General features: G+C 46.1%; 25 protein-coding genes. 16 read left to right on the top strand and 9 right to left on the bottom strand.

Annotated elements, in window-relative coordinates:
* Position 1 precedes the first annotated feature (1 nt).
* The 10 genes from BMX44_RS04660 to queC all read left to right on the top strand — a co-directional run bounded on the left by BMX44_RS04660 (position 2) and on the right by queC (position 8,196).
* Positions 2 to 1,288: an HlyC/CorC family transporter gene (locus BMX44_RS04660; RefSeq protein ID WP_090628701.1), complete on the top strand. Its 1,287-nt coding sequence runs from the start codon at positions 2 to 4 to the stop codon at positions 1,286 to 1,288.
* A gap of 144 nt (positions 1,289 to 1,432) precedes the next feature.
* A complete protein-coding gene (gene ybgC, locus BMX44_RS04665) occupies positions 1,433 to 1,843 on the top strand; it encodes a tol-pal system-associated acyl-CoA thioesterase (RefSeq protein ID WP_090628704.1) in 411 nt (136 codons plus the stop codon).
* Entirely contained in the window at positions 1,840 to 2,529 is a 690-nt protein-coding gene (gene tolQ / locus BMX44_RS04670) for a protein TolQ (RefSeq protein WP_090628706.1), read from the top strand. The genes ybgC and tolQ overlap by 4 nt, the downstream gene beginning before the upstream one ends.
* Positions 2,530 to 2,537: 8 nt before the next feature.
* Positions 2,538 to 2,951, top strand: coding sequence for a protein TolR (gene tolR, locus BMX44_RS04675; RefSeq protein WP_090628709.1), 414 nt, complete (start codon positions 2,538 to 2,540; stop codon positions 2,949 to 2,951).
* Between the two features lie 40 nt (positions 2,952 to 2,991).
* Entirely contained in the window at positions 2,992 to 3,936 is a 945-nt protein-coding gene (tolA, locus tag BMX44_RS04680; protein ID WP_090628712.1) for a cell envelope integrity protein TolA, read from the top strand.
* 46 nt (positions 3,937 to 3,982) lie between these two features.
* Positions 3,983 to 5,287: a Tol-Pal system beta propeller repeat protein TolB gene (gene tolB / locus BMX44_RS04685; RefSeq protein ID WP_090628715.1), complete on the top strand. Its 1,305-nt coding sequence runs from the start codon at positions 3,983 to 3,985 to the stop codon at positions 5,285 to 5,287.
* A gap of 37 nt (positions 5,288 to 5,324) precedes the next feature.
* A complete protein-coding gene (pal, locus tag BMX44_RS04690; RefSeq protein WP_090628718.1) occupies positions 5,325 to 5,840 on the top strand; it encodes a peptidoglycan-associated lipoprotein Pal in 516 nt (171 codons plus the stop codon).
* A gap of 3 nt (positions 5,841 to 5,843) precedes the next feature.
* Positions 5,844 to 6,785, top strand: coding sequence for a tol-pal system protein YbgF (ybgF, locus tag BMX44_RS04695; protein ID WP_090628721.1), 942 nt, complete (start codon positions 5,844 to 5,846; stop codon positions 6,783 to 6,785).
* 24 nt (positions 6,786 to 6,809) lie between these two features.
* Positions 6,810 to 7,496 (top strand): 7-carboxy-7-deazaguanine synthase QueE, encoded by a 687-nt coding sequence (gene queE, locus BMX44_RS04700; RefSeq protein WP_177167683.1) that lies wholly within the window; start codon positions 6,810 to 6,812, stop codon positions 7,494 to 7,496.
* Between the two features lie 4 nt (positions 7,497 to 7,500).
* Positions 7,501 to 8,196 carry a 7-cyano-7-deazaguanine synthase QueC gene (gene queC / locus BMX44_RS04705; RefSeq protein ID WP_090628724.1) on the top strand — a complete coding sequence of 232 codons (696 nt, stop codon included), beginning with the start codon at positions 7,501 to 7,503 and terminating at the stop codon, positions 8,194 to 8,196.
* Positions 8,197 to 8,262: 66 nt separating this feature from the next.
* On the opposite strand, the gene BMX44_RS04710 is transcribed toward queC, so the two are convergent.
* The gene (locus BMX44_RS04710) at positions 8,263 to 9,099 is read right to left on the bottom strand and encodes a CsgG/HfaB family protein (protein ID WP_245738836.1); all 837 of its coding nucleotides are present in this window, start codon (positions 9,097 to 9,099) and stop codon (positions 8,263 to 8,265) included.
* A gap of 136 nt (positions 9,100 to 9,235) precedes the next feature.
* Here BMX44_RS04710 and BMX44_RS04715 point away from each other — a divergent pair, with 136 nt between their 5' ends.
* Both BMX44_RS04715 and BMX44_RS04720 read left to right on the top strand, forming a co-directional pair.
* Positions 9,236 to 9,853, top strand: coding sequence for a tetratricopeptide repeat protein (locus tag BMX44_RS04715; RefSeq protein ID WP_218143922.1), 618 nt, complete (start codon positions 9,236 to 9,238; stop codon positions 9,851 to 9,853).
* A 6-nt stretch (positions 9,854 to 9,859) separates the two neighbouring features.
* On the top strand, positions 9,860 to 10,348 hold the full coding sequence (locus BMX44_RS04720; protein ID WP_090628730.1) for a disulfide bond formation protein B: 489 nt from the start codon (positions 9,860 to 9,862) through the stop codon (positions 10,346 to 10,348).
* 3 nt (positions 10,349 to 10,351) lie between these two features.
* On the opposite strand, the gene BMX44_RS04725 is transcribed toward BMX44_RS04720, so the two are convergent.
* Together BMX44_RS04725 and BMX44_RS04730 are read right to left on the bottom strand one after the other, a co-directional pair.
* On the bottom strand, positions 10,352 to 10,711 hold the full coding sequence (locus BMX44_RS04725) for a hypothetical protein (protein ID WP_143056883.1): 360 nt from the start codon (positions 10,709 to 10,711) through the stop codon (positions 10,352 to 10,354).
* Positions 10,712 to 10,826: 115 nt separating this feature from the next.
* A complete protein-coding gene (locus BMX44_RS04730; RefSeq protein WP_143056884.1) occupies positions 10,827 to 11,549 on the bottom strand; it encodes a hypothetical protein in 723 nt (240 codons plus the stop codon).
* Between the two features lie 192 nt (positions 11,550 to 11,741).
* On the opposite strand from BMX44_RS04730, the gene hemP reads away from it, so the two are divergent.
* A complete protein-coding gene (gene hemP, locus BMX44_RS04735; RefSeq protein WP_143056885.1) occupies positions 11,742 to 11,936 on the top strand; it encodes a hemin uptake protein HemP in 195 nt (64 codons plus the stop codon).
* A gap of 116 nt (positions 11,937 to 12,052) precedes the next feature.
* Entirely contained in the window at positions 12,053 to 12,646 is a 594-nt protein-coding gene (locus BMX44_RS04740; RefSeq protein WP_090628739.1) for a DUF2325 domain-containing protein, read from the top strand.
* Positions 12,647 to 12,878: 232 nt separating this feature from the next.
* Here the strand turns inward: BMX44_RS04740 and rpmE are convergent, their stop codons facing one another.
* Positions 12,879 to 13,121, bottom strand: coding sequence for a 50S ribosomal protein L31 (gene rpmE / locus BMX44_RS04745; RefSeq protein ID WP_090628741.1), 243 nt, complete (start codon positions 13,119 to 13,121; stop codon positions 12,879 to 12,881).
* A 404-nt stretch (positions 13,122 to 13,525) separates the two neighbouring features.
* On the opposite strand from rpmE, the gene dksA reads away from it, so the two are divergent.
* A complete protein-coding gene (gene dksA, locus BMX44_RS04750; protein ID WP_090628744.1) occupies positions 13,526 to 13,951 on the top strand; it encodes an RNA polymerase-binding protein DksA in 426 nt (141 codons plus the stop codon).
* A gap of 50 nt (positions 13,952 to 14,001) precedes the next feature.
* Here dksA and BMX44_RS04755 read toward each other — a convergent pair whose 3' ends face one another.
* Genes BMX44_RS04755 through BMX44_RS04770 form a run of 4 tightly spaced genes read right to left on the bottom strand, consistent with a single transcriptional unit; the run spans position 14,002 to position 17,741 of the window.
* Positions 14,002 to 14,778 carry an HAD family hydrolase gene (locus tag BMX44_RS04755; protein ID WP_090628747.1) on the bottom strand — a complete coding sequence of 259 codons (777 nt, stop codon included), beginning with the start codon at positions 14,776 to 14,778 and terminating at the stop codon, positions 14,002 to 14,004.
* A 9-nt stretch (positions 14,779 to 14,787) separates the two neighbouring features.
* Positions 14,788 to 15,798, bottom strand: coding sequence for an L-threonylcarbamoyladenylate synthase (locus BMX44_RS04760; protein WP_090629124.1), 1,011 nt, complete (start codon positions 15,796 to 15,798; stop codon positions 14,788 to 14,790).
* 9 nt (positions 15,799 to 15,807) lie between these two features.
* The gene (clsB, locus tag BMX44_RS04765) at positions 15,808 to 16,992 is read right to left on the bottom strand and encodes a cardiolipin synthase ClsB (RefSeq protein WP_090628749.1); all 1,185 of its coding nucleotides are present in this window, start codon (positions 16,990 to 16,992) and stop codon (positions 15,808 to 15,810) included.
* Complete coding sequence (locus BMX44_RS04770) at positions 16,989 to 17,741, bottom strand: endonuclease/exonuclease/phosphatase family protein (protein WP_090628752.1); 753 nt, start codon at positions 17,739 to 17,741, stop codon at positions 16,989 to 16,991. Before BMX44_RS04770 ends, clsB begins: the two co-directional genes overlap by 4 nt.
* A 362-nt stretch (positions 17,742 to 18,103) precedes the next feature.
* Here BMX44_RS04770 and BMX44_RS04775 point away from each other — a divergent pair, with 362 nt between their 5' ends.
* Positions 18,104 to 18,346, top strand: a complete 243-nt coding sequence (locus BMX44_RS04775) for a BolA family protein (protein WP_090628755.1) — start codon at positions 18,104 to 18,106, stop codon at positions 18,344 to 18,346.
* Between the two features lie 134 nt (positions 18,347 to 18,480).
* Here the strand turns inward: BMX44_RS04775 and prsT are convergent, their stop codons facing one another.
* Complete coding sequence (gene prsT / locus BMX44_RS04780; RefSeq protein ID WP_177167672.1) at positions 18,481 to 21,282, bottom strand: XrtA/PEP-CTERM system TPR-repeat protein PrsT; 2,802 nt, start codon at positions 21,280 to 21,282, stop codon at positions 18,481 to 18,483.
* Between the last annotated feature and the right edge of the window lie 324 nt (positions 21,283 to 21,606).

Below are 21,606 nucleotides of genomic sequence, written 5' to 3' on the forward strand. Positions count from 1 at the left end.
TTTGGAAAATATACCGCTTTATATCCTACTGATCATACTGTTTCTGTTATTGATTCTGTCGGGGTTTTTCTCGCTATCAGAAACCAGCATGATGGCAATCAACCGTTATCGGTTGAAACATCTGGCGAAACAAGGCCATCGTGCTGCACGTTTGACCAGCCATCTGCTCGACAAGACTGACCGCCTGCTTGGCGTAATATTGCTGGGCAACAACTTGCTCAATACTGCTTCGGCCACGCTTGTTGCGGTCATTATCGCGATGCTTTTCGGGCAGGATGAGCTGGCCTTGCTAATGGGCACCATATGCGTCACATTCGCCATTTTGATTTTCAGCGAAATCACACCAAAAGTCATAGCTGCCGCCTATCCTGAGCGCATCGCATTATTTGCAAGTTATATTCTGACACCGTTGCTGAAAATCTTTTATCCGGTGGTCTGGTTTATTAACCTTTTCGTCAGCGGATTGCTAATACTGATGCGCTTGAAACCGAAACAATCGACAGTGACTCAGACAATCAGCACAGAAGAGCTGAAAACGCTGGTTCTGGAAGGCGGACATTTTATTCAAAAAAAGCATCAGAGCATGCTGCTGAATTTATTTGATCTGGAGACTGTTACTGTAGATGATGTCATTGTGCCGCGCAGCCAGGTCGAAGCGATCGATCTGATGGCTGACGATGAAACTATTCAAGCGCAACTATTAACCTGCCATCATACCCGCTTGCCGGTTTATCGCGACCGTGTCGATAATATTGTGGGCATCATACACATGCGCAAGGTTTTGAATCTGATGAAAAGCGGTCCCATTACAGCTGCATCGCTGGAGCAGATCATGCAGCAACCGTATTTTATTCCTTCCGGCACCCCATTGTTTTCACAACTGCAGCTTTTTCAGGAGAGCCGGAGCCGGAAACGGATCGGTTTGATTGTCGACGAATATGGCGAGTGGCTCGGTTTAGTCACGATCGAAGATATTCTAGAGGAAATAATCGGTGAGTTTACCACGCACGCCCCGACCCGTACTCATATCTACCAAAAGCAGGAAGACGGCAGTATTATCGTCGAGGGCAGTATTCTGCTGCGGGATTTGAATCGCAAATTAAGCATGCAGCTTCCGCTCAGCGGCCCCAAAACACTGAATGGACTGATTTTGGAATATCTGCAGGACATTCCAGAAAGCGGTACCGGGCTGAATATCGCCGGTTATCCGATGGAAATTATCCAGGTCAAAAATCAGGCCGTCAAAACAGTAAGAATTCATCCTGTATCCGTTCAAACCGAGCAATGAAAACGTGTGCACTGGTCTCTGAAAATTACAAGTGAATGATAAAAATTTAATTTTAACTTCAACCAATTTTTGTCATATCTTCAGGTAATTTATAGTATAAAATTGTCGGAATTTTATGTATTCGCTTCAGGCTTTTTATACACAATGCAGGATCCCAAATTCTCCCTAGCCACCCGAGTTTACTATCAAGATACCGATGCCGGCGGTGTCGTTTATCATGCAACACACCTCCATTTTCTTGAACGCGCACGCTACGAATGGTTACGACAATTAGGCTACGGTGTACATGAACTGCTTAATACCTATCAGCTGCAGTTCATGATCCGTTCTCTTGAGATCGAATATTTCAAACCGGCATTACTGGACGACTTACTGCATATTACCGTCGATGTAGTCGACCTGGGCCGAAGCCGCATTACCCTGGCGCAGGAAATTTTATGCAACCAGAACCGGTTGGTGAACGCAACGATTCATGCCGTGTGTGTGAGTACAGAAAGTTTTAAACCCGTCAGTATCCCTGCTCCCCTAAGAAAAAAAATCGAGATATCAAAATGAACCCTACAGTTACTCAGGATTTATCACTTTTCCATCTGATCAGCAGTGCAAGTGTATTTGTGCAACTGGTCATGCTGATGTTGTTGCTCGCTTCGCTTCTGTCATGGTGGTACATCTTCAGAAAAATGTTTGTATTACGCGAAGCTGTCAAACAAAGTGATGATTTTGAGGATAGCTTCTGGAGAGGCGCGGATTTGAATGTCTTATATCAGCGTGCTGTCAGTTCACGCTATGCGCCAAGCAGTATGGAACGGATCTTCGTTGCAGGCTTTGGTGAATTCAGCAAACACAAACCGGGTGCAAATATCGATATGATGATGGACAGTATTCGTCGCGCCATGCAAGCGACATATCAGCGTGAGATGGACAAGCTCGAATCGCACTTGTCCTTTTTGGCCACGGTCGGCTCAGTCAGTCCTTATATCGGGCTGCTGGGAACAGTCTGGGGGATCATGAACTCGTTTCGCAGTTTGTCCAACATTACTCAGGCGACCATTGCCCATGTTGCTCCCGGAATTGCGGAAGCCCTGATTGCCACGGCAATGGGCCTGTTTGCAGCCATACCTGCCGTGATTGCCTATAACCGCTATGTCAGCGACATTGAAAAACTGGCAACCCGGTTTGAAAGCTTCATGGAAGAATTGTCCAACGTACTGCAACGCAGAGCGCCAACCAACCTGGAGTAACTGAGACGATGGCCCGCCGTTCCAAACGTCAACTGAAAAACGAAATTAATGTCGTACCCTATATTGATGTCATGCTGGTGCTGTTGATTATCTTTATGATTACTGCACCAATGATTAATCCGGGTCAGATTGAATTACCCGAAATCGGAAAATCGTCTGCAGCTCCATCCGCACCGCTGGAAGTCATTGTCAAAGCGGATAGCAGTCTTGCGTTGCGCGATCGTGCTGAAACCGATCTTGAGCGATTTGTAACACATCAGCAATTGATCGACGCAATCAAGCGCAAGCAGTCTCAAAATGCTGAGCAGCCTGTCGTAATTGCGGCTGACAAAAGTGTACGTTATGAGGAAGTTATAAAAGTCATGGATATTCTGCAACGACATCAGGTGCAAAGAATCGGCTTGCTGGCACAACCCAAATAATCAAATTTGAAACGATGCTGCCAGCATTAAGAAACTGAACATGACCTCGGCGTACAGACAGCACCTTACCTCCTCCGAAGAACCACGGCCAATACTGGCCGGCGCACTGGCTTTACTGGTGCATATTGTGTTTATTGCCATCTTGATTTTTGGCTTTAACTGGAAAGACGAACCACCTGCAAGTATGGTTGTCGATATCTGGCAGGATTTGCCTCGACTGGCCCAGCAGCCAGTGGAACAAAAAGCCGTACCACCTGTTCAGCCTGAACAGCAGCCCAAACCCGCTCCTGAAGTTAAGCCCGAATCGAGACCTCAATCTTCCGAGTCCAAACCCGAACAGCCCAGGCCTGCACCCGCCCAGGCATCTCCGCCGCCGCCCAAAAAACCGGATATTGCGCTTAAGGATAAAACAGAGCCTCCAAAAACTGTTCAGAAAGTCGCCACACCCGATCTGGAAGCGCAAAGAAAAAAAGCTCAGGAACAGGAAGCCAAAGAAAAAGCAGAAACGGAGCGTTTACAACGCGAAAAGGCGGAGCAGGAGCAGCGTGAGCGCGAAGCCCAGAAAAAACGCGAGATAGAGGCGCAGAAGCAACGCGAACAAGAAGAACAAAGAAAACGGGAACTGGAAGCGCAGCAAAAACGCGAACAGGAAGAAATAGCGAGACGAGAAGCACAGCAGGCGGCTGCCCGTGCGCAAGTGGCCAGTGAAATCAGCAAATACAAAGCGATGATTCTGGCCAAAATCAAAAGCAGAATCGTCATGCCTCCCGATTTACCCGGCAATCCAGTCACCGAATTTAATGTGACGTTACTACCCGGCGGCGACATTCTTGACGCCAGATTACGCAAGAGCAGCGGTTACCCCGAATTTGACAGTGCCGTGGAGCGCGCCATTCTGATGTCCAGACCGTTGCCACTGCCTCCTGATCCCGCATTGTTTAGTGAATTCCGGAATCTGCAAGTGACCGTGCATTATTTGGAATGATTGCTATAATCCACAATATTTCTTGAATTTCTGGCGATTTATGTCTATGTCAACACATACACGCATTGTATTTTACGGTTTTTGGCTTTTCTCTTTCTCTTTCTTTCTGTTCTGCGCACCGCTTCAGGCCAGATTGAATATCGAGATTTTTGGCGGTGGAACTGAACGCATTCCGATTGCTATCGTTCCTTTTGCCGATGAAAGCAGGTTGCCGCATCGCATTACAGATGTCGTGTCCGCCGATCTTCAACGTAGCGGCCTGTTCCGGTTGATTGATCCAACCGGTCTGACACCTTATGCACCTGCGGAGGTCGTATACGACGACTGGGTAAATCGCGGGGCCAGCGCTCTGGTTATCGGACGCACGATACTGATGCCAGGCGGTCAGGTGGAAGTGCAGTTTCGTTTGCTTGATGTTGCGCGGCAAGCGCAGTTGACCGGCCTTGCAACCATAGTTCCTGTCACACAGTTGCGTGCAGCGGCACATCACATCGCCGATATCATTTACGAAGCGCTGACAGGCGAGGCCGGTGTGTTCAGCACCCGGATCGCTTATGTCTTGAAGCAGGGAAATAAATATGCGCTGCAGGTTGCCGACTCGGACGGTTATAACGCCCATTCAATAATCGAATATAATGAGCCGATCATTTCGCCAACCTGGTCCCCTGACGGCAGCAGAATCGCTTATGTCTCGTTTGAAAACAAAAAGCCGGTAGTTTATGTGCAGACGCTGGCAACACGGGAACGCAAGGCAGTCGCCAATTTTGCCGGCAGTAACAGTGCGCCTGCGTGGTCTCCTGATGGCAAAAAACTGGCTGTTGTATTGTCATTGCATGGCGGCTCGCAAATTTATCTTATCAATGCCGATGGCAGCGGATTGCAACGACTGACCCGAAGTTCAGGTATCGACACAGAGCCCAGTTTCTCGCCTGACGGACGTCATATTATTTTCACATCTGATCGTGGCGGCAGTCCGCAGATTTACAGGATACCTGTTTCGGCAACTGAATCGACATCGGCCGAGCGGTTGACATTCGAAGGAGGTTACAACGTCAGTCCTGATTTCAGTCACGACGGCAAAAGCTTCGCATTCATTCATCGTCACAATGGTCGGTTTAATGTTGCAGTTCAGGATCTTGCCTCACGCCAGGTACAAATTCTGACCAGCTCCCAGTTTGACGAATCCCCCAGTTTTGCGCCCAATGGCAGAATGATTTTGTACGCCACGGAAATCGGAGGACATGGTATATTATCTGCTGTTTCTAGAGATGGTCAGACGAGGCAGCATTTGTCTGTACAGACGGGCGATATTCGTGAACCGGCATGGGGACCGTTGCTAAAACAAAAATAATTAAGTGTGATTTTGTTTGTTATTAAAGGAGCGGTAAATGAAGAAAATAGCAGGTGTTTTGATCATTAGCTTATTATCAGCGTGTGCCAGTCAGACGACGCAGCCAACTGATGTAGAAGATCGGTCAACGGGAGCAGACAGCAGTTATGGCGCAGACAGCAGTGCACTGAGTTCAGGTGGCTCGGGTTTTCATCCGCTAAACGATCCAAACAGCGTATTATCGCAACGCAGCGTATATTATGATTTTGACAGCTACACTGTCAAAAATGAATATAGACCACTGGTTATCGCCCATGCCCAGTATCTTCGCGACAATCCCAACGCCCAGGTGATTCTGCAAGGAAATACCGACGATCGTGGCAGCCGCGAATATAATCTTGCGCTGGGCCAGCGTCGTGCAGATGGCGTTAAGAACATCATGACATTATCGGGTGCACGAGCATCGCAAATCGAGTCCGTCAGTCTGGGTGAAGAAAAACCGCGCGCATACGGCAGTGGTGAATCGGCATGGAGTCAAAACCGCCGTACGGATATCCTTTATCGGGGTGAGTAAGCAATGCTGATACGCGTTTTCTGTGTGCTGGTGCTGATGTTCAGCAATGTGAGCCACGCCGGGCTGTTTGGTGACGACAAGGCGCGGGAGCAGATCAATACTTTGCGTCAGCAAGTGGAAGAAATGGAGGCGCGTATCGCTGAAATGGAAGAAGCACTGAAAAGTCAGGCGCTGTTGGAACTCTACACCCAAGTGGAAACACTTGGGATGGAGCTTGGGCGATTGCGCGGTCAGATTGAAATGCTGAATCATGACAATGCCTCTCTACAAAAACGGCAAAAGGATTTCTATATTGACCTGGATAGCCGTTTACGGCAAATAGAAGACCCGGATGCTCCACCACCGACTTATGGCGAGCCCGCAAATGACACGCCACCTGCTGAAACGACCGAGCGCCCCGTAAGCGGCTTATCGGACCCGCAAACAACCGATTATCTGACGGCTGATTCCAGCGCAAGTAACACCGAGAGCCGGATTGCTTATGAAGAATCTCCGGGACGGATTGCTGCAGAAAATGAGGAGCACACAAGAAGAAGCGCGGCGATTCCGAATCAAGACCTGAAACCTGCAGGAACGACCGAAAAGCAAACCTATGACGCGGCGTTTCAGTTGTTCACCAATGGTGACTACCGTGGCGCCAAATCACAGTTTGAAACATTCCTGAAGCAGCATCCGCACTCCAGCCTTGCTCCAAGCGCAGCTTATTGGATCGGCAATGCATACTACGCCCTGAGGGATTTTCAGGATGCGATAAGGGCACAACAGAACCTGATCGATCGCTATCCTGACAGTTCAAAAGTTCCGGATGCCTTACTTAATATCGCCAGCAGCCAAAATGAATTGGCCGATGGCAAGGCAGCCAGAAAAACGCTTGAAGAATTAATCGCTCAATACCCATTCAGTAATGCCGCAGAAAAAGCCAAGCAAAGGCTGGACCGGTTATAACAAACAGTCATAAATTTGAGTCTCATCAGCAGCACCTCCAAAGATCCAACATCGACAAACAGTGATACAACCGTATCTCTGCGGATCAGTGAAATTTTCCATTCATTACAGGGTGAAACAAGCCGCAGCGGTTTACCAACCGTTTTCGTACGTTTGACAGGCTGCCCCCTGCGCTGCGGTTACTGCGACACAGCCTATGCATTTACGGGCGGCGAGCATATGACAATTGCCGCCATATTAAAACAGGTCGCAAACTATAAAACACACTATGTGACTGTTACCGGTGGCGAACCGCTCGCCCAGAAATCCTGCCTGCCACTGCTCACTGCACTCTGCGACCGTAATTATTCAGTTTCGCTCGAAACCAGCGGCGCCATGGATTTATCCGGTGTTGATCCACGGGTCAGCAAAATCATGGATATCAAAACACCCGGATCGGGTGAGATGGATAAAAATCACTGGGCCAACCTGGACTACCTGACACCACACGATGAAGTCAAGTTTGTATTGTGTGATGAAGCAGACTATCAGTGGGCGCACCAGATAATCAAAGCCTGCCGCCTGGAGAACCGCTGTCCGTTATTGTTTTCACCCGTATACGGCCAGCTCGATCCGTCTGCCTTGGCCGAATGGATTCTGCGCGACCATCTGCCTGTTCGCTTGCAGATACAGCTGCATAAATTACTGTGGGGCGACGGCCCCGGACGATAGACGCATGACAAATTCTACAGGTGCCAGGGCCAAAGCTGTTGTGTTGTTGTCTGGCGGTCTCGATTCAGCTACCACGCTCGCCATCGCCAAAGACCGTCAATTTGACTGTAGTGCGCTCAGTATCAACTATGGCCAACGGCATGAATCCGAACTCAATGCAGCCAGGAACGTTGCCAATGCGATAAGCGTTGCCGACCACAAAATCATTTCAGTGGATTTATCCACATTTGGCGGATCGGCGCTGACCGACCCTTCAATTGCTGTACCAACCGGTAAAAATAACGGCGGCATACCCATAACCTATGTCCCTGCCCGCAACACCATCATGCTGTCGCTAGCACTGGCGTGGGCGGAAACAATCGGCTGCCGGGATATTTTTATCGGCATCAACGCTGTTGACTATTCCGGCTACCCCGATTGCCGACCCGAATATATCCAGGCATTTGAGAAAATGGCCAATCTGGCAACCAAAACCGCCATCGAAGGCAATAAACTGACTATCCACACGCCACTGATCGATTTGCCGAAAAAAGACATCATCAAAACAGGAGCAGCTTTAGGCGTCGATTACAGTCTTACAATCTCCTGCTATCAGGCAGACGAAGCGGGACGCGCGTGCGGTGTCTGTGATTCATGCCGTATCCGGCGGGAAGGATTTGCAGCGGCGGGAATCGCGGATATGACGCGCTACAAAACATAGCGCACTGTTTGGAAACGCAAAATTGATTGAAAACAGCACGTTTCCAGTTTTCTAAAAAACCGCTGACTAGTTCACATGAAGTGCGCCACCAGTTCCAAGACCGCCCTCTACATTCTGAGCCTCGTAATGTTTTAACGCGCGCACCATGCCATTGTAAGCATCAATAAAGGCTGCGACCGTTGCCTTACCTGATGGCGTTCTGGAAAAACCACTCAATGCAGCACCGCCTCTGCTTCCGAATGCGCCGAGCGCTGCGCTGAAATTGTTCGCAGTAGCGCTGCCTTCTGAAGCAGAAATCTGAATTGCCGATCGAATATCAAATAATGTTAATGTGACTACAGAGGCTCTTGATTCCATTGCACCTGCAAGTTGACCAATCGATGGATGTACAAATGAACCTAGGACGCCGGCCATAGCACCGCCGACCTGACCGGTCGAAGCATTGTCAATAATAATGCTGGGCTCCATATAATAATCAGCTGCTACACGCTGCCCTGCTTGCTGATTGGAACCTGCGCGGTATTCACCGGAATTGCGCTGTATATCGGTAATGCGGGACATCCGACTGTCTGTTCTTAGATTACCGATAGATGTGATGACGAAACAATTGGACTGCTGCACTGCCAGACGAATCAGTGGTTCGATAGTGGTAATATTGGTAGTGCTGCCAAAACGGCCATACCAGTCGGCAGCACGTCCATCGTCAACGGCGAGTGTTCCCAGTGTTTTTTCACAACGTTCCAGCGTTGGGTTTGCACCGACACTAGCGCCCCCGGCGGCAGCACCAGTGCTAGCTGTCTGGTATGTCCCGGGCGTGACGCTTGCGCAACCTGCAACCGCTAGAATACATACTGTAAGCATCAGGCCTTTATTTAGCATGATATCGGCTCTGATTTTATCCATCATCGGTGGGTCCCCCTAAATTGAATGTTTTTTGCAATTAGATATTAATGAAAAAAAATTATTGTTATTCTATTGTTATTCTTATGCATTGATTATAGTATGATAATTAACATCCGGCTAAACAAAATACTAAAAAATGTCTCAACAGAAACAATTTAAGCCGTTAATTGTAATGGTTACTTTTTCTGTTACATGCGGTTTATTGACAGCATGTGCAACCTCGCCGCGATATACGGGTTATGACCGGGTTTGCGATTCATCAGGCTGCTATGACCGTCCGATGCAAACGGTTCAATATCAAAGCGCGTCAGATCCGGTGATGACTGACGAGCAGCACCAGGCAGCTGCATTGATTGCAATGGCGGAAGATGATCCTGTAGCGGCTTATGATCTTGCACTACGCTATTTCCGGGGTGACGGTATCAAACGTAATAGCTATCAGGCGATACAATGGATGCGCAATGCAGCTGATCGTGGTAATCTTGACGCACAAAAAGCACTTGGACGACTTTATTTGACAGGTTTGGAAGAGATGGGACCAGATTTCCGTGAAGCTGAAAAATGGTTATCTCTGGCGGCGGCTGCGGGCGATAAGGAATCGGAAGAATTGCTGACTGAGGCCACGCGCCTTAAACACACCGAAAGACAGTATTACCTATGGAGTAACCGCTGGCGCCCGATTTTCCAGCGCTCATGGTACTCAAACTACCCGTACCATTATCAGTGGCGCAACAATGGCTGGCGTTATTATTGATATTAGATGAGAAAACTTTTTTTAGTCGTTTTCCTAATCTGCGCGACACTACTCGGCTACGCCCAATACCTGCAGCATGTCGACAATCTGCTGCCCTGCCCGCTTTGCGTTGCACAACGACTTGCATACTGGTTGGTCGGTTTAACAGCATTGCTGGCATGTCTGGGAAATGCACAGGCAATCGGGCGCAGGATTGCCTGCTTTTTTATGGCTATTTTTGCAACTACCGGTGCGGTAATCGCTTTCCGGCAATCCTGGCTGATTCGATATCCCGAGTCATTTGAATGCGGTATCAGCCCGGAAGAGGTTTTTCTCAATTCATTACCGTTTGCACAGTGGTGGCCCGGTATGTTCGAGGCAAATGGCGACTGCGCCGATGTCGACTGGGAATTCCTGTCATTGACTATTTCTGACTGGTCGTTTGCCGCTTTTGCAATTCTTGTTTTGATGTCGTTGTATGTTTTGTTTGCTCGTCATAACACACGACAACACTAACTTTTACTCTATGAAAATAGCTAGTGTATAGGGTTTTTCCGCCACAGCACGCATCAACTGACCGACATTAATCCGATAGCTTTTCTGTTCTGCAGTAAACTGAAATTTTTGCTGTGCATCGATCAAACCTTCCACTGAAAACACCATATTTGAACCCGAAACCGCAAGGTCGACCGTTTGTCCGATAGCGGTTGTAATCGTATAGCAGATTACGCTGTCCGGGGGCGCGATGCCCGCGATCGTTGTACTGTTGGTGCCTTGCTGAAATTGTATGGTCTTGCAGGTTTCCGCGTGAACCGTCATCACAGCAGGCAGTGACAGGACGAAAGCTTGCAGGAACATTCCTGATTGTCTGATTATCATTAAAGAACCCTACCACATCAGTTCGATGCGGTACCAGAATAGCTTAATCTCCTTGCACCGGGATTATGCGTTCTTCATTAAGTGAAATGCATAATCCCTGAAAATAAAGTAATGATTATTCGACCACCCTGGTCAGAATAGCGGTTTCCAGCGGGTCTTTAAAGTCGTCTACGCCATCACTAAACAGCCCGAGTATTAACTGCTCACCACTCTGACGCGCGCCGATTAATGAATTTTGCCGCCAATTCTGATTGATAGGAACACCATTAAATCGCGCATCATCGGCAACAACACCATAAACATACGTATCAGCCAGACTTGGTACAATCTCTCTATTATCAATATCGGGATGTCCCGTTGCTGACCCTGATATGATCTGAGCAGTGAAATAGTCGGGGGTGTTACTGCGACATGCTCCTGAAGCCGTATTATCGGCTCCCCGGATTGTGTATAAACTACGATTATCATCCAACACAGATGGCCTTTCCAGCAGATAACACAGATCGGTCTGGTCTTTATAGAGACCAGGAGTAATATTTGCCACGGACACAGGCTGCGAAACCACTACCGAAGATATCTGCTCAAACATAAATCCATCGGCAGGATTAAAAGTAAACCGGAACGCAACATCGTACAGCGTTGACTGACCAGTCTCAACGTTTATAACCGGTACGCGATGCATATTAATATTTCGGCCACTGCCTACCACATTCCCGGACTCGAAGTGAACGCTCAATGACGTACCGGGAATAACTTCTGCAGATACACCGACAGAAATCACGCATGCAAAGCATAAGAACAACATTGGTACAATGCATTTTAAATTTCTCGATTTCATGGCTGCCCCCTAGTTTAGTTTTCAGGAAACACAAGCTTAACCCTTAAACTCAAGAAGATACACCGTTGATTACTGAGGTTGAATTTGATCGACTACCAAAATTTTAACCGGAAAATATTATTCTGCAGGTATTGTATTTCAAAATAACATGAGTATAATAAGAATCATTCTCATTTAAAGAGGTAGTATTTTATGTATGATTCAACCAAAATACAGTCGCAGGCAATGCAACACGGAAATATGCAGGTTACAGAGACACCTTCTTATAATCTGGCGATAGATAGCAGCACGTTGTTTGCGCACAGTAATGTTGTGTATATACAGCACCATGGCGAGTGTTACTTGCTGCGGAAAACACGTAGCGGCAAGTTGATCTTGACCAAATAAACAGTTATTTATTTTGTTGCCGCAGGGGTTGATCCTTTCTCCTTTGACCTCGGCACTTTGGCAAGCCAGCCTGCTCCTCCCCAGGCAAGCCAGCCTTTTTTTATCGGATGTTTTGAATGATGAAACAGATAAAGAAAATGGTTTACGATTTCATGTCGCCGGATTTTGCAAGTGCAGGCACCGTAACTTCAATGCCTGTCACGTCAGTCCGCTTCCAGCCCTTTGGTGCAATTCTTCGATGCCTCAAAGCATTTATCAATCAACCCGCCGTCCCTGGTTCAGTATCAGCAAGACAGTCTGAAAGGTCTGCCCGCCCGGTCAGCCGACTATCTAATGTTCCGGTTATTAAAGCTTGCACACGTTTGGAAGAATCAAACAATACCAACTTTGCAGGCCGTTCTGTATTATGTGTGGGTGGACAAAAGCATTTGTATCCCGCCTACCAGCAAATAATTGAGGATGCAGGCGGGCGGTTTCTGTGCTTTCACGGTGGTAATGATGCTTCACTAGATTCATTGCACAGGCTACTGGCACTGACTGATCTGGTCATATGCCCGATAGACTGCATCAGGCATGAAGCTTTCTGGATAACAAAACGTTACTGCGAACGTCTTAGAAAACCTTGCGTCATGCTGGATAAATCCAGGATAACAGCATTTTACAATGGGATACGAATGCTCAGAAGTATTACAACTATAACAAACTGCTAAAAAGCAGTTTGTTATAGTATAAGATAGCGCGGAGATTGAATTTCCAACATGATCTGTAATCGGGATAACACAGCAGCTACAACTCAGGCAACTTCTCAGTCCTCAGGCAGCTTCTCAGTCGTCAAAACACTCTCGCCCAATACATATTTCGCTTTAAGTTAACAACAAAAAGTGCTAAAAATATCTAATAAGCGTTTTCGCCGAAAAAAATCAACTTCCTGCGAGTAAGATGTTAAGAAGAAGCTTTTGCGTTTGCACTGCTGCGCTTTGGTATCTGAGTACCGTACTTCTGACGGAATTTTTCCACACGGCCCGCGGTATCGACAATTTTTTGCTTGCCTGTATAAAAAGGATGGCAAACTGAACAAACTTCAATACTCAAGGGTTTACCCAAAGTCGAGCGCGTTTTGAATTCATTGCCACAACTGCATGTGACTGTTATTTCCTGATAGTCGGGATGTATACCTGCTTTCATTGTTTTTATACCCTTGCGCTGTAAACCAAAAAAGAGAAAAATTTTACTTCACTGCTTCTCATTAAGCAATCCGCTATTATCCGTTAATATTCATACTCGTGCAACTTCCATTTGGCACTCTGACTAATGGATATTACGATTAAAACTGCTATCCGCATACATGGTTATATTACTGTAGCAGTAATATTATTAATAATGAAACAAGCTGTCATGTGTATGTTATTTCAATTATGGCTGATGTGGTTAGTGAAATTAAGTTACTGAACGCAGCGATTTTTTTTAAAATTCCTCTATATATGAGTATTGCATCGAAAAAAATAAATTGTTGTATAATATCTTGTTAAACTTTGAGGCTGTAATTCAATTTTTACCCACAATAACAGGAAAATTAGGAGCACATTAAGATGCCGCAAGAGCTACAGAGCAAAAATGTAACGCCTTACGAACCAAAAGAGGGTGAAGATTATATGAGCCCGGAACAGCTTGATCATTTTCGCAAGATTCTTGAGGGTTTGAAAGTTGAATTGGGTCAAGATATTGACCGGGCTGTGCATACAATGCAGGATGAAGCCACTGTATTTGCAGACCCAAACGACCGTGCGAGCCAGGAATCCGATATGACACTGGAATTACGAAATCGCGATCGAGAACGCAAACTCATTAAAAAAATAGATGAAATTATGGCCAAAATCGACTCCAAAGATTATGGTTATTGTGAAAGCTGCGGTATTGAGATTGGATTGAAACGTCTTGAGGCTCGCCCTACGGCAACGCTATGCATTGATTGTAAAACACTTGACGAAATACGGGAAAAGCAAATAGCAAAGTGATTTTCTTTCAGGTATCAGACGCAAATTACGTCCAGCATACAGTAACGGCATCATTTTTCAGTCAACTGCTGCAAGGTCCCGGTATCTATCCAATGTTTATCTACAAGAACCGGATTATGTGTGATTTGCGAGAATTCTTTTTCCGGTTCACCCAAATCTGACAATACGGCCAGAGCGCCTTCGAAGTTTTGCAGGCGCGTATAATTATTAACAGTGATTAATGTAGGCAGGTTTGCTGCGAGAGCCGCTTTCAAGCCATTTTCAGAATCTTCGATTGCGAGACACTGGGCCGGCTCCAGTTTTAATTTCTCCATAACCCAGAAATAAATATCAGGGGCGGGTTTTTTCTTCGGAACAATATCACCTGCGCCTATCACATCGAATAGTTCCATCGCATCCACTCCCATCGTTGATTGCAGCAAATAAGCGACATTTTCGGGTGTTGTTGTAGTTGCAATGGCAATCTTGATGTTTTTGCTACGCAGTTCATGAATCAGGCGCTTAACACCGGGTCGAAGCGGTATACCCCCCTGCTCCATGAGTTTTTTGAAATGACGCGTTTTGGTTTTATGCACACTGGCTATCCATTCATCCAGATCTTCTCTGTTCAGCGCTTCTGGCGCATATTGTTCCATAAAATAGCGGATTCTTTCTTTGCCGCCGGTAATTTGCAACAAATCACCATATAACGGGATATCCCAGTGCCAGGGAAGGTTGAATTCCTGAAATGCGGCATTGAATGCAGGACGGTGGCCATCTTGTTCAGTATCAGCCAGTGTACCGTCAACATCAAATAAAACGGCTTTTAGTGTATTGTTTGCGTGCATAGTAATAAATTATAAATAAGCTTGGCTTGCGCGCTGCAAGCGGTCGGATATAGCGAGCCATGCCGGCAGCTCCGGTGGCGTTTCCATTAAAATATAATCAATCGCTGCCTGGTCTTGCTGGTGGAGAACGGCATAAAGTTGCTGGCCATAACGAACAGGATCTGAAGACATTTTAACATGTTGAATATAAGGAACATTGAACTGTGACATACCGGCATCAGACCAGGTGATCACAGCTACGCGCAAATTCTGCGCAGCAAGCTTAATTGCGGTTTGAACGAGTTCAGGCAGATGAAAAAGCTGAAGCGGTGTTGCAGGTGCGTAGTGAGAGGGTATTGCACCGGGTACTCGTACTGCAGTTTTTCTATTTTTATACGAAATCACTGGTTTACTTAAGACTGATTCAATCGCCGAAACAGAGATTCCACCAGGTCTCAGTAAAAAAACCGCATCATTTTCAAAACTGACAATTGTACTCTCAAGACCGATATTACAGGTGCCTCCATCCAGTATCATATCAATTTTGTTACTCAAGGTGTTACGTACATGTACCGCAGCGGTCGGACTGATTCTGCCATATCGATTTGCGGATGGTGCTGCAATCGCTTTATCTGGTCCGATCATATTAAGCAGTTCTAACGCTACAGGATGTGCGGGTATCCGTAAACCAACGGTATCCTGACCACCGGTAACGCAATCCGGAATATGCGCGCTGCGCTTCAGGATTAATGTCAAAGGTCCGGGCCAGAAATGTCTGGCCAGCAACCGAGCCGCTTCTGGTATTTCCAGCGCCCAGATATCCAGTTGCGCCATATGGCCAATATGCACGATTAGGGGATGATCTGCAGGACGCTGTTTGATTGTATACACTTTCTGGACAGCATCTGTATTGGTTGCATCAGCACCCAATCCATAGACTGTCTCGGTGGGGAACGCAACAATACCGCCCCGCCTCAGTAGTCGGGCTGCGACAGCAATTTGCTCAAGCTGTTTCTGATCCAGCGCTCCTTTGTCTAACATCATAATCAATTATACGGCAATATGATGCTTGGCGGGCTTGTGACCGTAACCCAGAATACTCTGCGCGTAATAGATAATATAATAGCTTAGCCAGTTGACAGCATGGTAAAACCAGGATCTTGACTGCCAACTGGTGCGCGCCACCAATAAGGACTGCTTGGCTACAGCACGCATTAAACTCGATCTGAGCTGATCGGCAAAATCACGATCCTTTATGACCACGTTAGCTTCGCGCGCAAGCATCAGGCTGAATGGATCAATATTTGAAGAACCAACCGTCGCCCAGTAGCGATCGATGACAGCAACTTTGGCATGCAAAAAACCTTGCGCATACTCATAAATTCTAATGCCCGCATCAAGCAGTTTGCCATACAAGGCATGTGTTGCGTAGTGCTGCAACCGGTATTCTACTTTCCCCTGTAGCAACAACTTGACTTTAACGCCGCGCCTGGCTGCTTTATTTAATGCATCGCAAAAATGCCGACCGGGAAGAAAGTATGCGCTGGCAATGATAATTTCATTTTGTGCAGTGTCAATAGCCTCCAGATACTCTCGCTCAATATCGTGACGATGGCGGAAATTATCGCGTATCAGAAAACCAGCGAGCTGATCGCCCTTGCGTTTAACTGCAGGCGAAAGTTTTACCGACCTGATCCAGCGTTTCTTAAAATGCGCCCAGGCAACGATGGACCATAAACGTTGTACCGATGCATAAATTTTTTTTAAAAGCGGGCCTTCTATTAAAATTGCAAAATCAAAACGCGGCACTTGATCAAACGGTTGCGTGTAATCATCAATAATATTGATACCGCCTGCAAAAGCAATGCGGGCATCAATTACTGCGAGTTTCCGGTGCATGCGGCGCAATCGGTGCCGGCGCAACCTGAAGAAAAATACTTCACGCCGATATATCAATATTTTTACACCAGCGTCCAGCATACTCTGAATAAAACTGTTTGACAGTTTATAAGAACCGAATCCGTCCATTAGCAAATGGACGGATACACCTCTCTGAGCAGCACGAATCAGTGCTGAAGATATTGTCCTTCCAGTTAAATCATCAGCAAAAATATAAGTTTCTAGATGAATTTCATACTGCGCGGAATCGATCGCTCGTTCCAGGGCCGGAAAATATTCCCTGCCATTATGAAGCAGCCTGATTGCGTTGCCACCTACATACGTCGCCTTGCTCATCTACGAATGACATTGGTGGATAAGGCTGCATGATCAGATGTTTTGGACCAGGGATGCCCATGATGTACGCATGCATTCTCTATATGAAAACCACGGACATATATGCGATCCAGGCGCAATATCGGTAACGCAGATGGGAAACTCCGCGCTGCCCTGCCGTCAGTGAATTCAAAAACCTCTGTAAGATCGAGTGCATCCGCAACGGTTGGGCCTGTTATTTCACGCCAGTCGTTGAAATCTCCCGCGATAACCAGAGGCGCATGCGCAGGAACAAGTCTTTTGATACGTTTTTTTAAAGCTTTTAGCTGTGTGTGTCTGCCCTTTTTAAAAAGGCCCAAATGTACACAAATACAATGCAGGTTCTCTTCCCATTTGGGTATGCTGATCTCACAGTGCAACAAACCCCGGCTTTCAAACCGATGGGCCGAAATATCTTCGTTCTCCCAGGAAACTATCGGATATCGACTCAAAATGGCATTGCCGTGGTGCCCTGATTTATAGACAGCATTTTTGCCGTACACTGATTCAGGCCACACCGAATCAGCAAAAAATTCATGCTGACTGCCGTCCGGCCAATTGGTAAAACGCGCAGCGTGTTTAGTGTGGTGCCCAACCACCTCCTGCAAGAAAACAATGTCGGTATTTAAACCGCGCAAACAGTCTCTCTGTTTATGCACAATCAGACGCTGATTGAAACTGGAAAACCCCTTGTGAATATTGTAGGTTGCTATACTTAATTTGTTAAACACTGTTTATCATCAAAAAATAAATTAGAATTTTAAAAGTCCGGGCCACGCTGACAATTTTCTGATCAATATGTTTGATTGTAGTACAGGAGTGTCTTTCTATAAAAATAATGAATCAAATTTCAGTTTTGAAAGCAATTCAATCTAATTATTCAACTATATTTCATCTGATCATCATTTTCTAATAAAGTTGAGAAAAATTTGTTAATTTTCATGTCTAACAGATTCTCAAGCAATCCAAATTGCAGCTCACACATTGTACTATTGACGTATCGCTGACTAAAACCGGCAAAAAACCAAACAGGAAATAGGGATGATAAAAAACAGTTTATCGATTACGATATCAATTTTTACATGAGAAAGAAATGATTACAGCAGAAAATATAAAAAACCACATAGAAACTTCATTGCCTTGTGAACTAGTCCGTGTAGAAGGAGATGATGGCCATCATTTTCAGGCGGTTATTGTCAGCGCCGAGTTCATCGGAAAACGGACGATCCAACAACATCAGCTCGTATACCAGGCGCTTGGCGACAAAATGAAACAGGAAATCCATGCATTGTCAATGAAAACCTTTACACCGGAGCAATGGGCGGAACTCACATGAACAACTGAGTGAAACCGCGAGTCCGGAACCACAAGCAGGCTCTGCCTGTTATACAGCGCCTGCTATTCGGTCCCGGGCTGAGCAATGGGCATTTCATTGCCAGTTTCTGTTGATTTTTGTAACTTACTAAAGTCCTATTGTATCTGCTTAAGCAATTCTCTGGCTTCGCTGATTTCAGGAAAGGCTGTGTCTGATTTTGTTATCTTGTCCAATATCTGGCGCGCTTCGCTCTGTTTACCGGTTTGGGCCAGGGTATGGGCGTAGTGATACTGTATTGTTGCATTATCCGGTTCTTTGGATACGGCATTCTTTAATAATTGAAGTGCCCGTTCCAGCTCACCTTTTTGCGCAAGAATCCAGCCGAAAGTATCTTCGATAGCCGGAGATCCTGGCGCGATTTCATAGGCTTTCTGCGCATATTCGAGGGCTCGAGGATCATTACTCTGATGATATAACCATGCAAGGTTGTTCAATGATGTGATTTGGTTTGGATAATTCTGTAAAATCGCCTCATACTCTTTGGCCGCATCGTTGTATTGATTTTTGTTTAAAAACGTATTGGCGAGATATAAGCGTGTTGCAATGTCATGCGGATTGTCAGTGACCCATTGTGAAATATGCGCCTGTGCTTTTGCTTCCTTGCCGGACTGAGTGAGTGCTGTGTGAATTTTAATAGCAAGCAAGCTGGTCTGCTTCACAGCAAAAGCTTTTTCATAAGCGGCCACTGCTGCTTCCGGTCTTTTTAGCTGCATCATCAAATCACCCTCAAGCGCATACCCGGCTGGCATGTCTGCATGCTCTTTTTGCATTCTTTGTGCGATCGATAACGCTTTGTTCTCATTGTTTTCAAGCATGGCCAACCTGGCCTGCGCAGCTTTTGCCTGAATAAAGTTTGGGTTAATGAACAAAGCTTTTTTCAGAGCAGAATCAGCGGCAGCGTAATCTTTCATAACTGCATTGATTTCTGCGATTTTTAACTGCGCAGCAGCTGAATCAAGTAATTGCGCCGCCAGTTTTTCGTAGCTATCCAGAGCAGCGGAATAATTCTTTTGTGCAAGCTGCACCTGCCCTAATAACTCGAGGACACGGGGCTCGTTTGGATACGTTCCATACAATTTTCTGGCAAGAAGCAGTGCTTTTTCCTGCCCACCCTGGTTTAAATAATGTGCAGCCAGATGCAATGCCGGATCCAGCACATTCGGATTTTTATTACTGGACATCTCCAGCCATTGCGTTGCCTCATCTACGTTGCCCTGGGATATAGCCAATGCTGCCAGCGCGTTCATTGCCTGTACATTCTTATCATCTTTTTTGAGCAGGGCCTTAAACCTGTTTTCAGCATTTTCGGGTTTCTGGTCTAATACATCGAGCCGGGCAAGATTGGAAATGGCCGGGAAAAATTCGGGTTGAACCGAAAGCGCCTTATTAAAACTTTCGCGAGCCTTGGCAAAATCCTTTTTGCCCATATACGCAACGCCTCTTAAGTTATGAAAAAGCGGGTTTTGTGGATTCGATTGTTCCAGTTCATTTATTTCCGATAAGGCCTTGTCAAATTCATTGGCGCGAAAATGCGTTAAGACCAGTAAAATGCCAGCTCTTGGAGAGCCTTTATCCAGATCGGTAGCCATCTCAAGCTCGGCTATACCTTGTTCCCGGTCACCCATAGCCAATCGTGTCATGCCAAGCGCAGTATGTAACATCGCGCTATTCGGTGCGAGTTTATTGGCTTTTTCATAAAATTCCGAGGCTTTGGTGTATTGACCAGTTCGCATATACACTTCGCCGGCCAATGCAAGCAGCTGCGGATCCTGCTGCGCGACTGGCAAAGCAGGCTCCAGATAATCGATAGCCTGCTGAGTCTTGTTATTTTTAAGCAGCGCGTTAATCATCAGCTTGCGCGCATACATATTTCCAGGAATATTTTTCAGATATTGCTCAAGATATTGTTCTGCCTGTATAAATGAGCCCAGTGAAAGCTGTATTGCACCGGCCAGTAACACGCTGGGCAGATGCTCGGGAGCTGCGCTGAGTACAGTCTGAATGGAATTCAGTGCCTTTGCATGCTCTCCCTGATGAAAATCCAGAAAAGCCTGCGCTTGATGTAACAAAATGTTATCCGGTGCTATTTCTCGCGCAAGTTCTATACTTTTTTCGGCATCGTCGTATTGGCCAAGACTGATTTCAACTGTCGCTTTGTTGTAATAGGCATTTGCATTATTAGGGGCCAACTGTACAACCCTGCTGAATGCGTCTAATGCCTCTTTATACTTGTTTTGCGCACGTAACATGTTTGCTTTAAATGTCCAGGCACTTAAATTTTCCGGATTTTTATTGATTGCCTGATCAGTATATTTAGAGGCAAGCACCATATCCTTCTCAGCAAGCGCATATTTGGCCAGTCCAATCAAAGCATCCGGAGAATCAGGATTTTCAGCAAGCAATCGATCAAAAATTTCTTTGGCTTCCTGATTCCGCATTAACACCAGAAATGTATTTCCGAGCAGTACCTGGCTGTCTTTATCAGAACTGGCTGCTGGATTTTGTTCAATTGTTTCCAGTAAATGCTGGTATTTGCCCAGATCAAACAGCACCTGGTACAAGACCGGAAGTACTGTTTGAGCATCCATGCCAAGATCAAGCGCCCGGTTCAGTTCTTTCTCGGCAGATAACAGATCATTATGCTGCTGATAAACAGCCCCTAGCAAGAAACGTGCTTTTGCGTTATCAGGCTCCTGCTGTACTGCATTTTTGAATTGAATGATGGCTGCATTGACATCACCTTTTTTCTGATATTCGAGGGCTTCGGTAATCAGCGTTTCTGCGTCTTTCGTTTCGCCGCATGCCGCCAAACCAAGTATAATCAAAACGCATACCAAAGCGGATTTAACTTCGTTTAGCCAGCATTTTTGTTGATAACGGGAAAAAAGGTTATGCATATTCATTCTCCAATTTGTATTATTCGCGGAAACAGTTGATTGTTCTGTACTGGTTAATAAAACGCCCGTATCTAATTAAACACCACATTCGAAAATCATGTGTTAATTAACAGCACCTGACCGGGAAACAACGACGCCTTATACACTGACGTTTTGTCTTTTATACCGCTATTAACACATGATTGACCGGTAGCTATTTACTTGTACCTTGTTTTATCTGCATATCAGCAACTTAAAATACCGTTAATATATTTTCTTACGCCTGTTATCAAAGCATTGTTAAGCATTTGTACGCACGCTGCACTTTCTACTAACCCAATGACG

The organism is Nitrosomonas marina (assembly GCF_900110145.1).
Taxonomy (GTDB): Bacteria; Pseudomonadota; Gammaproteobacteria; order Burkholderiales; family Nitrosomonadaceae; genus Nitrosomonas; species Nitrosomonas marina.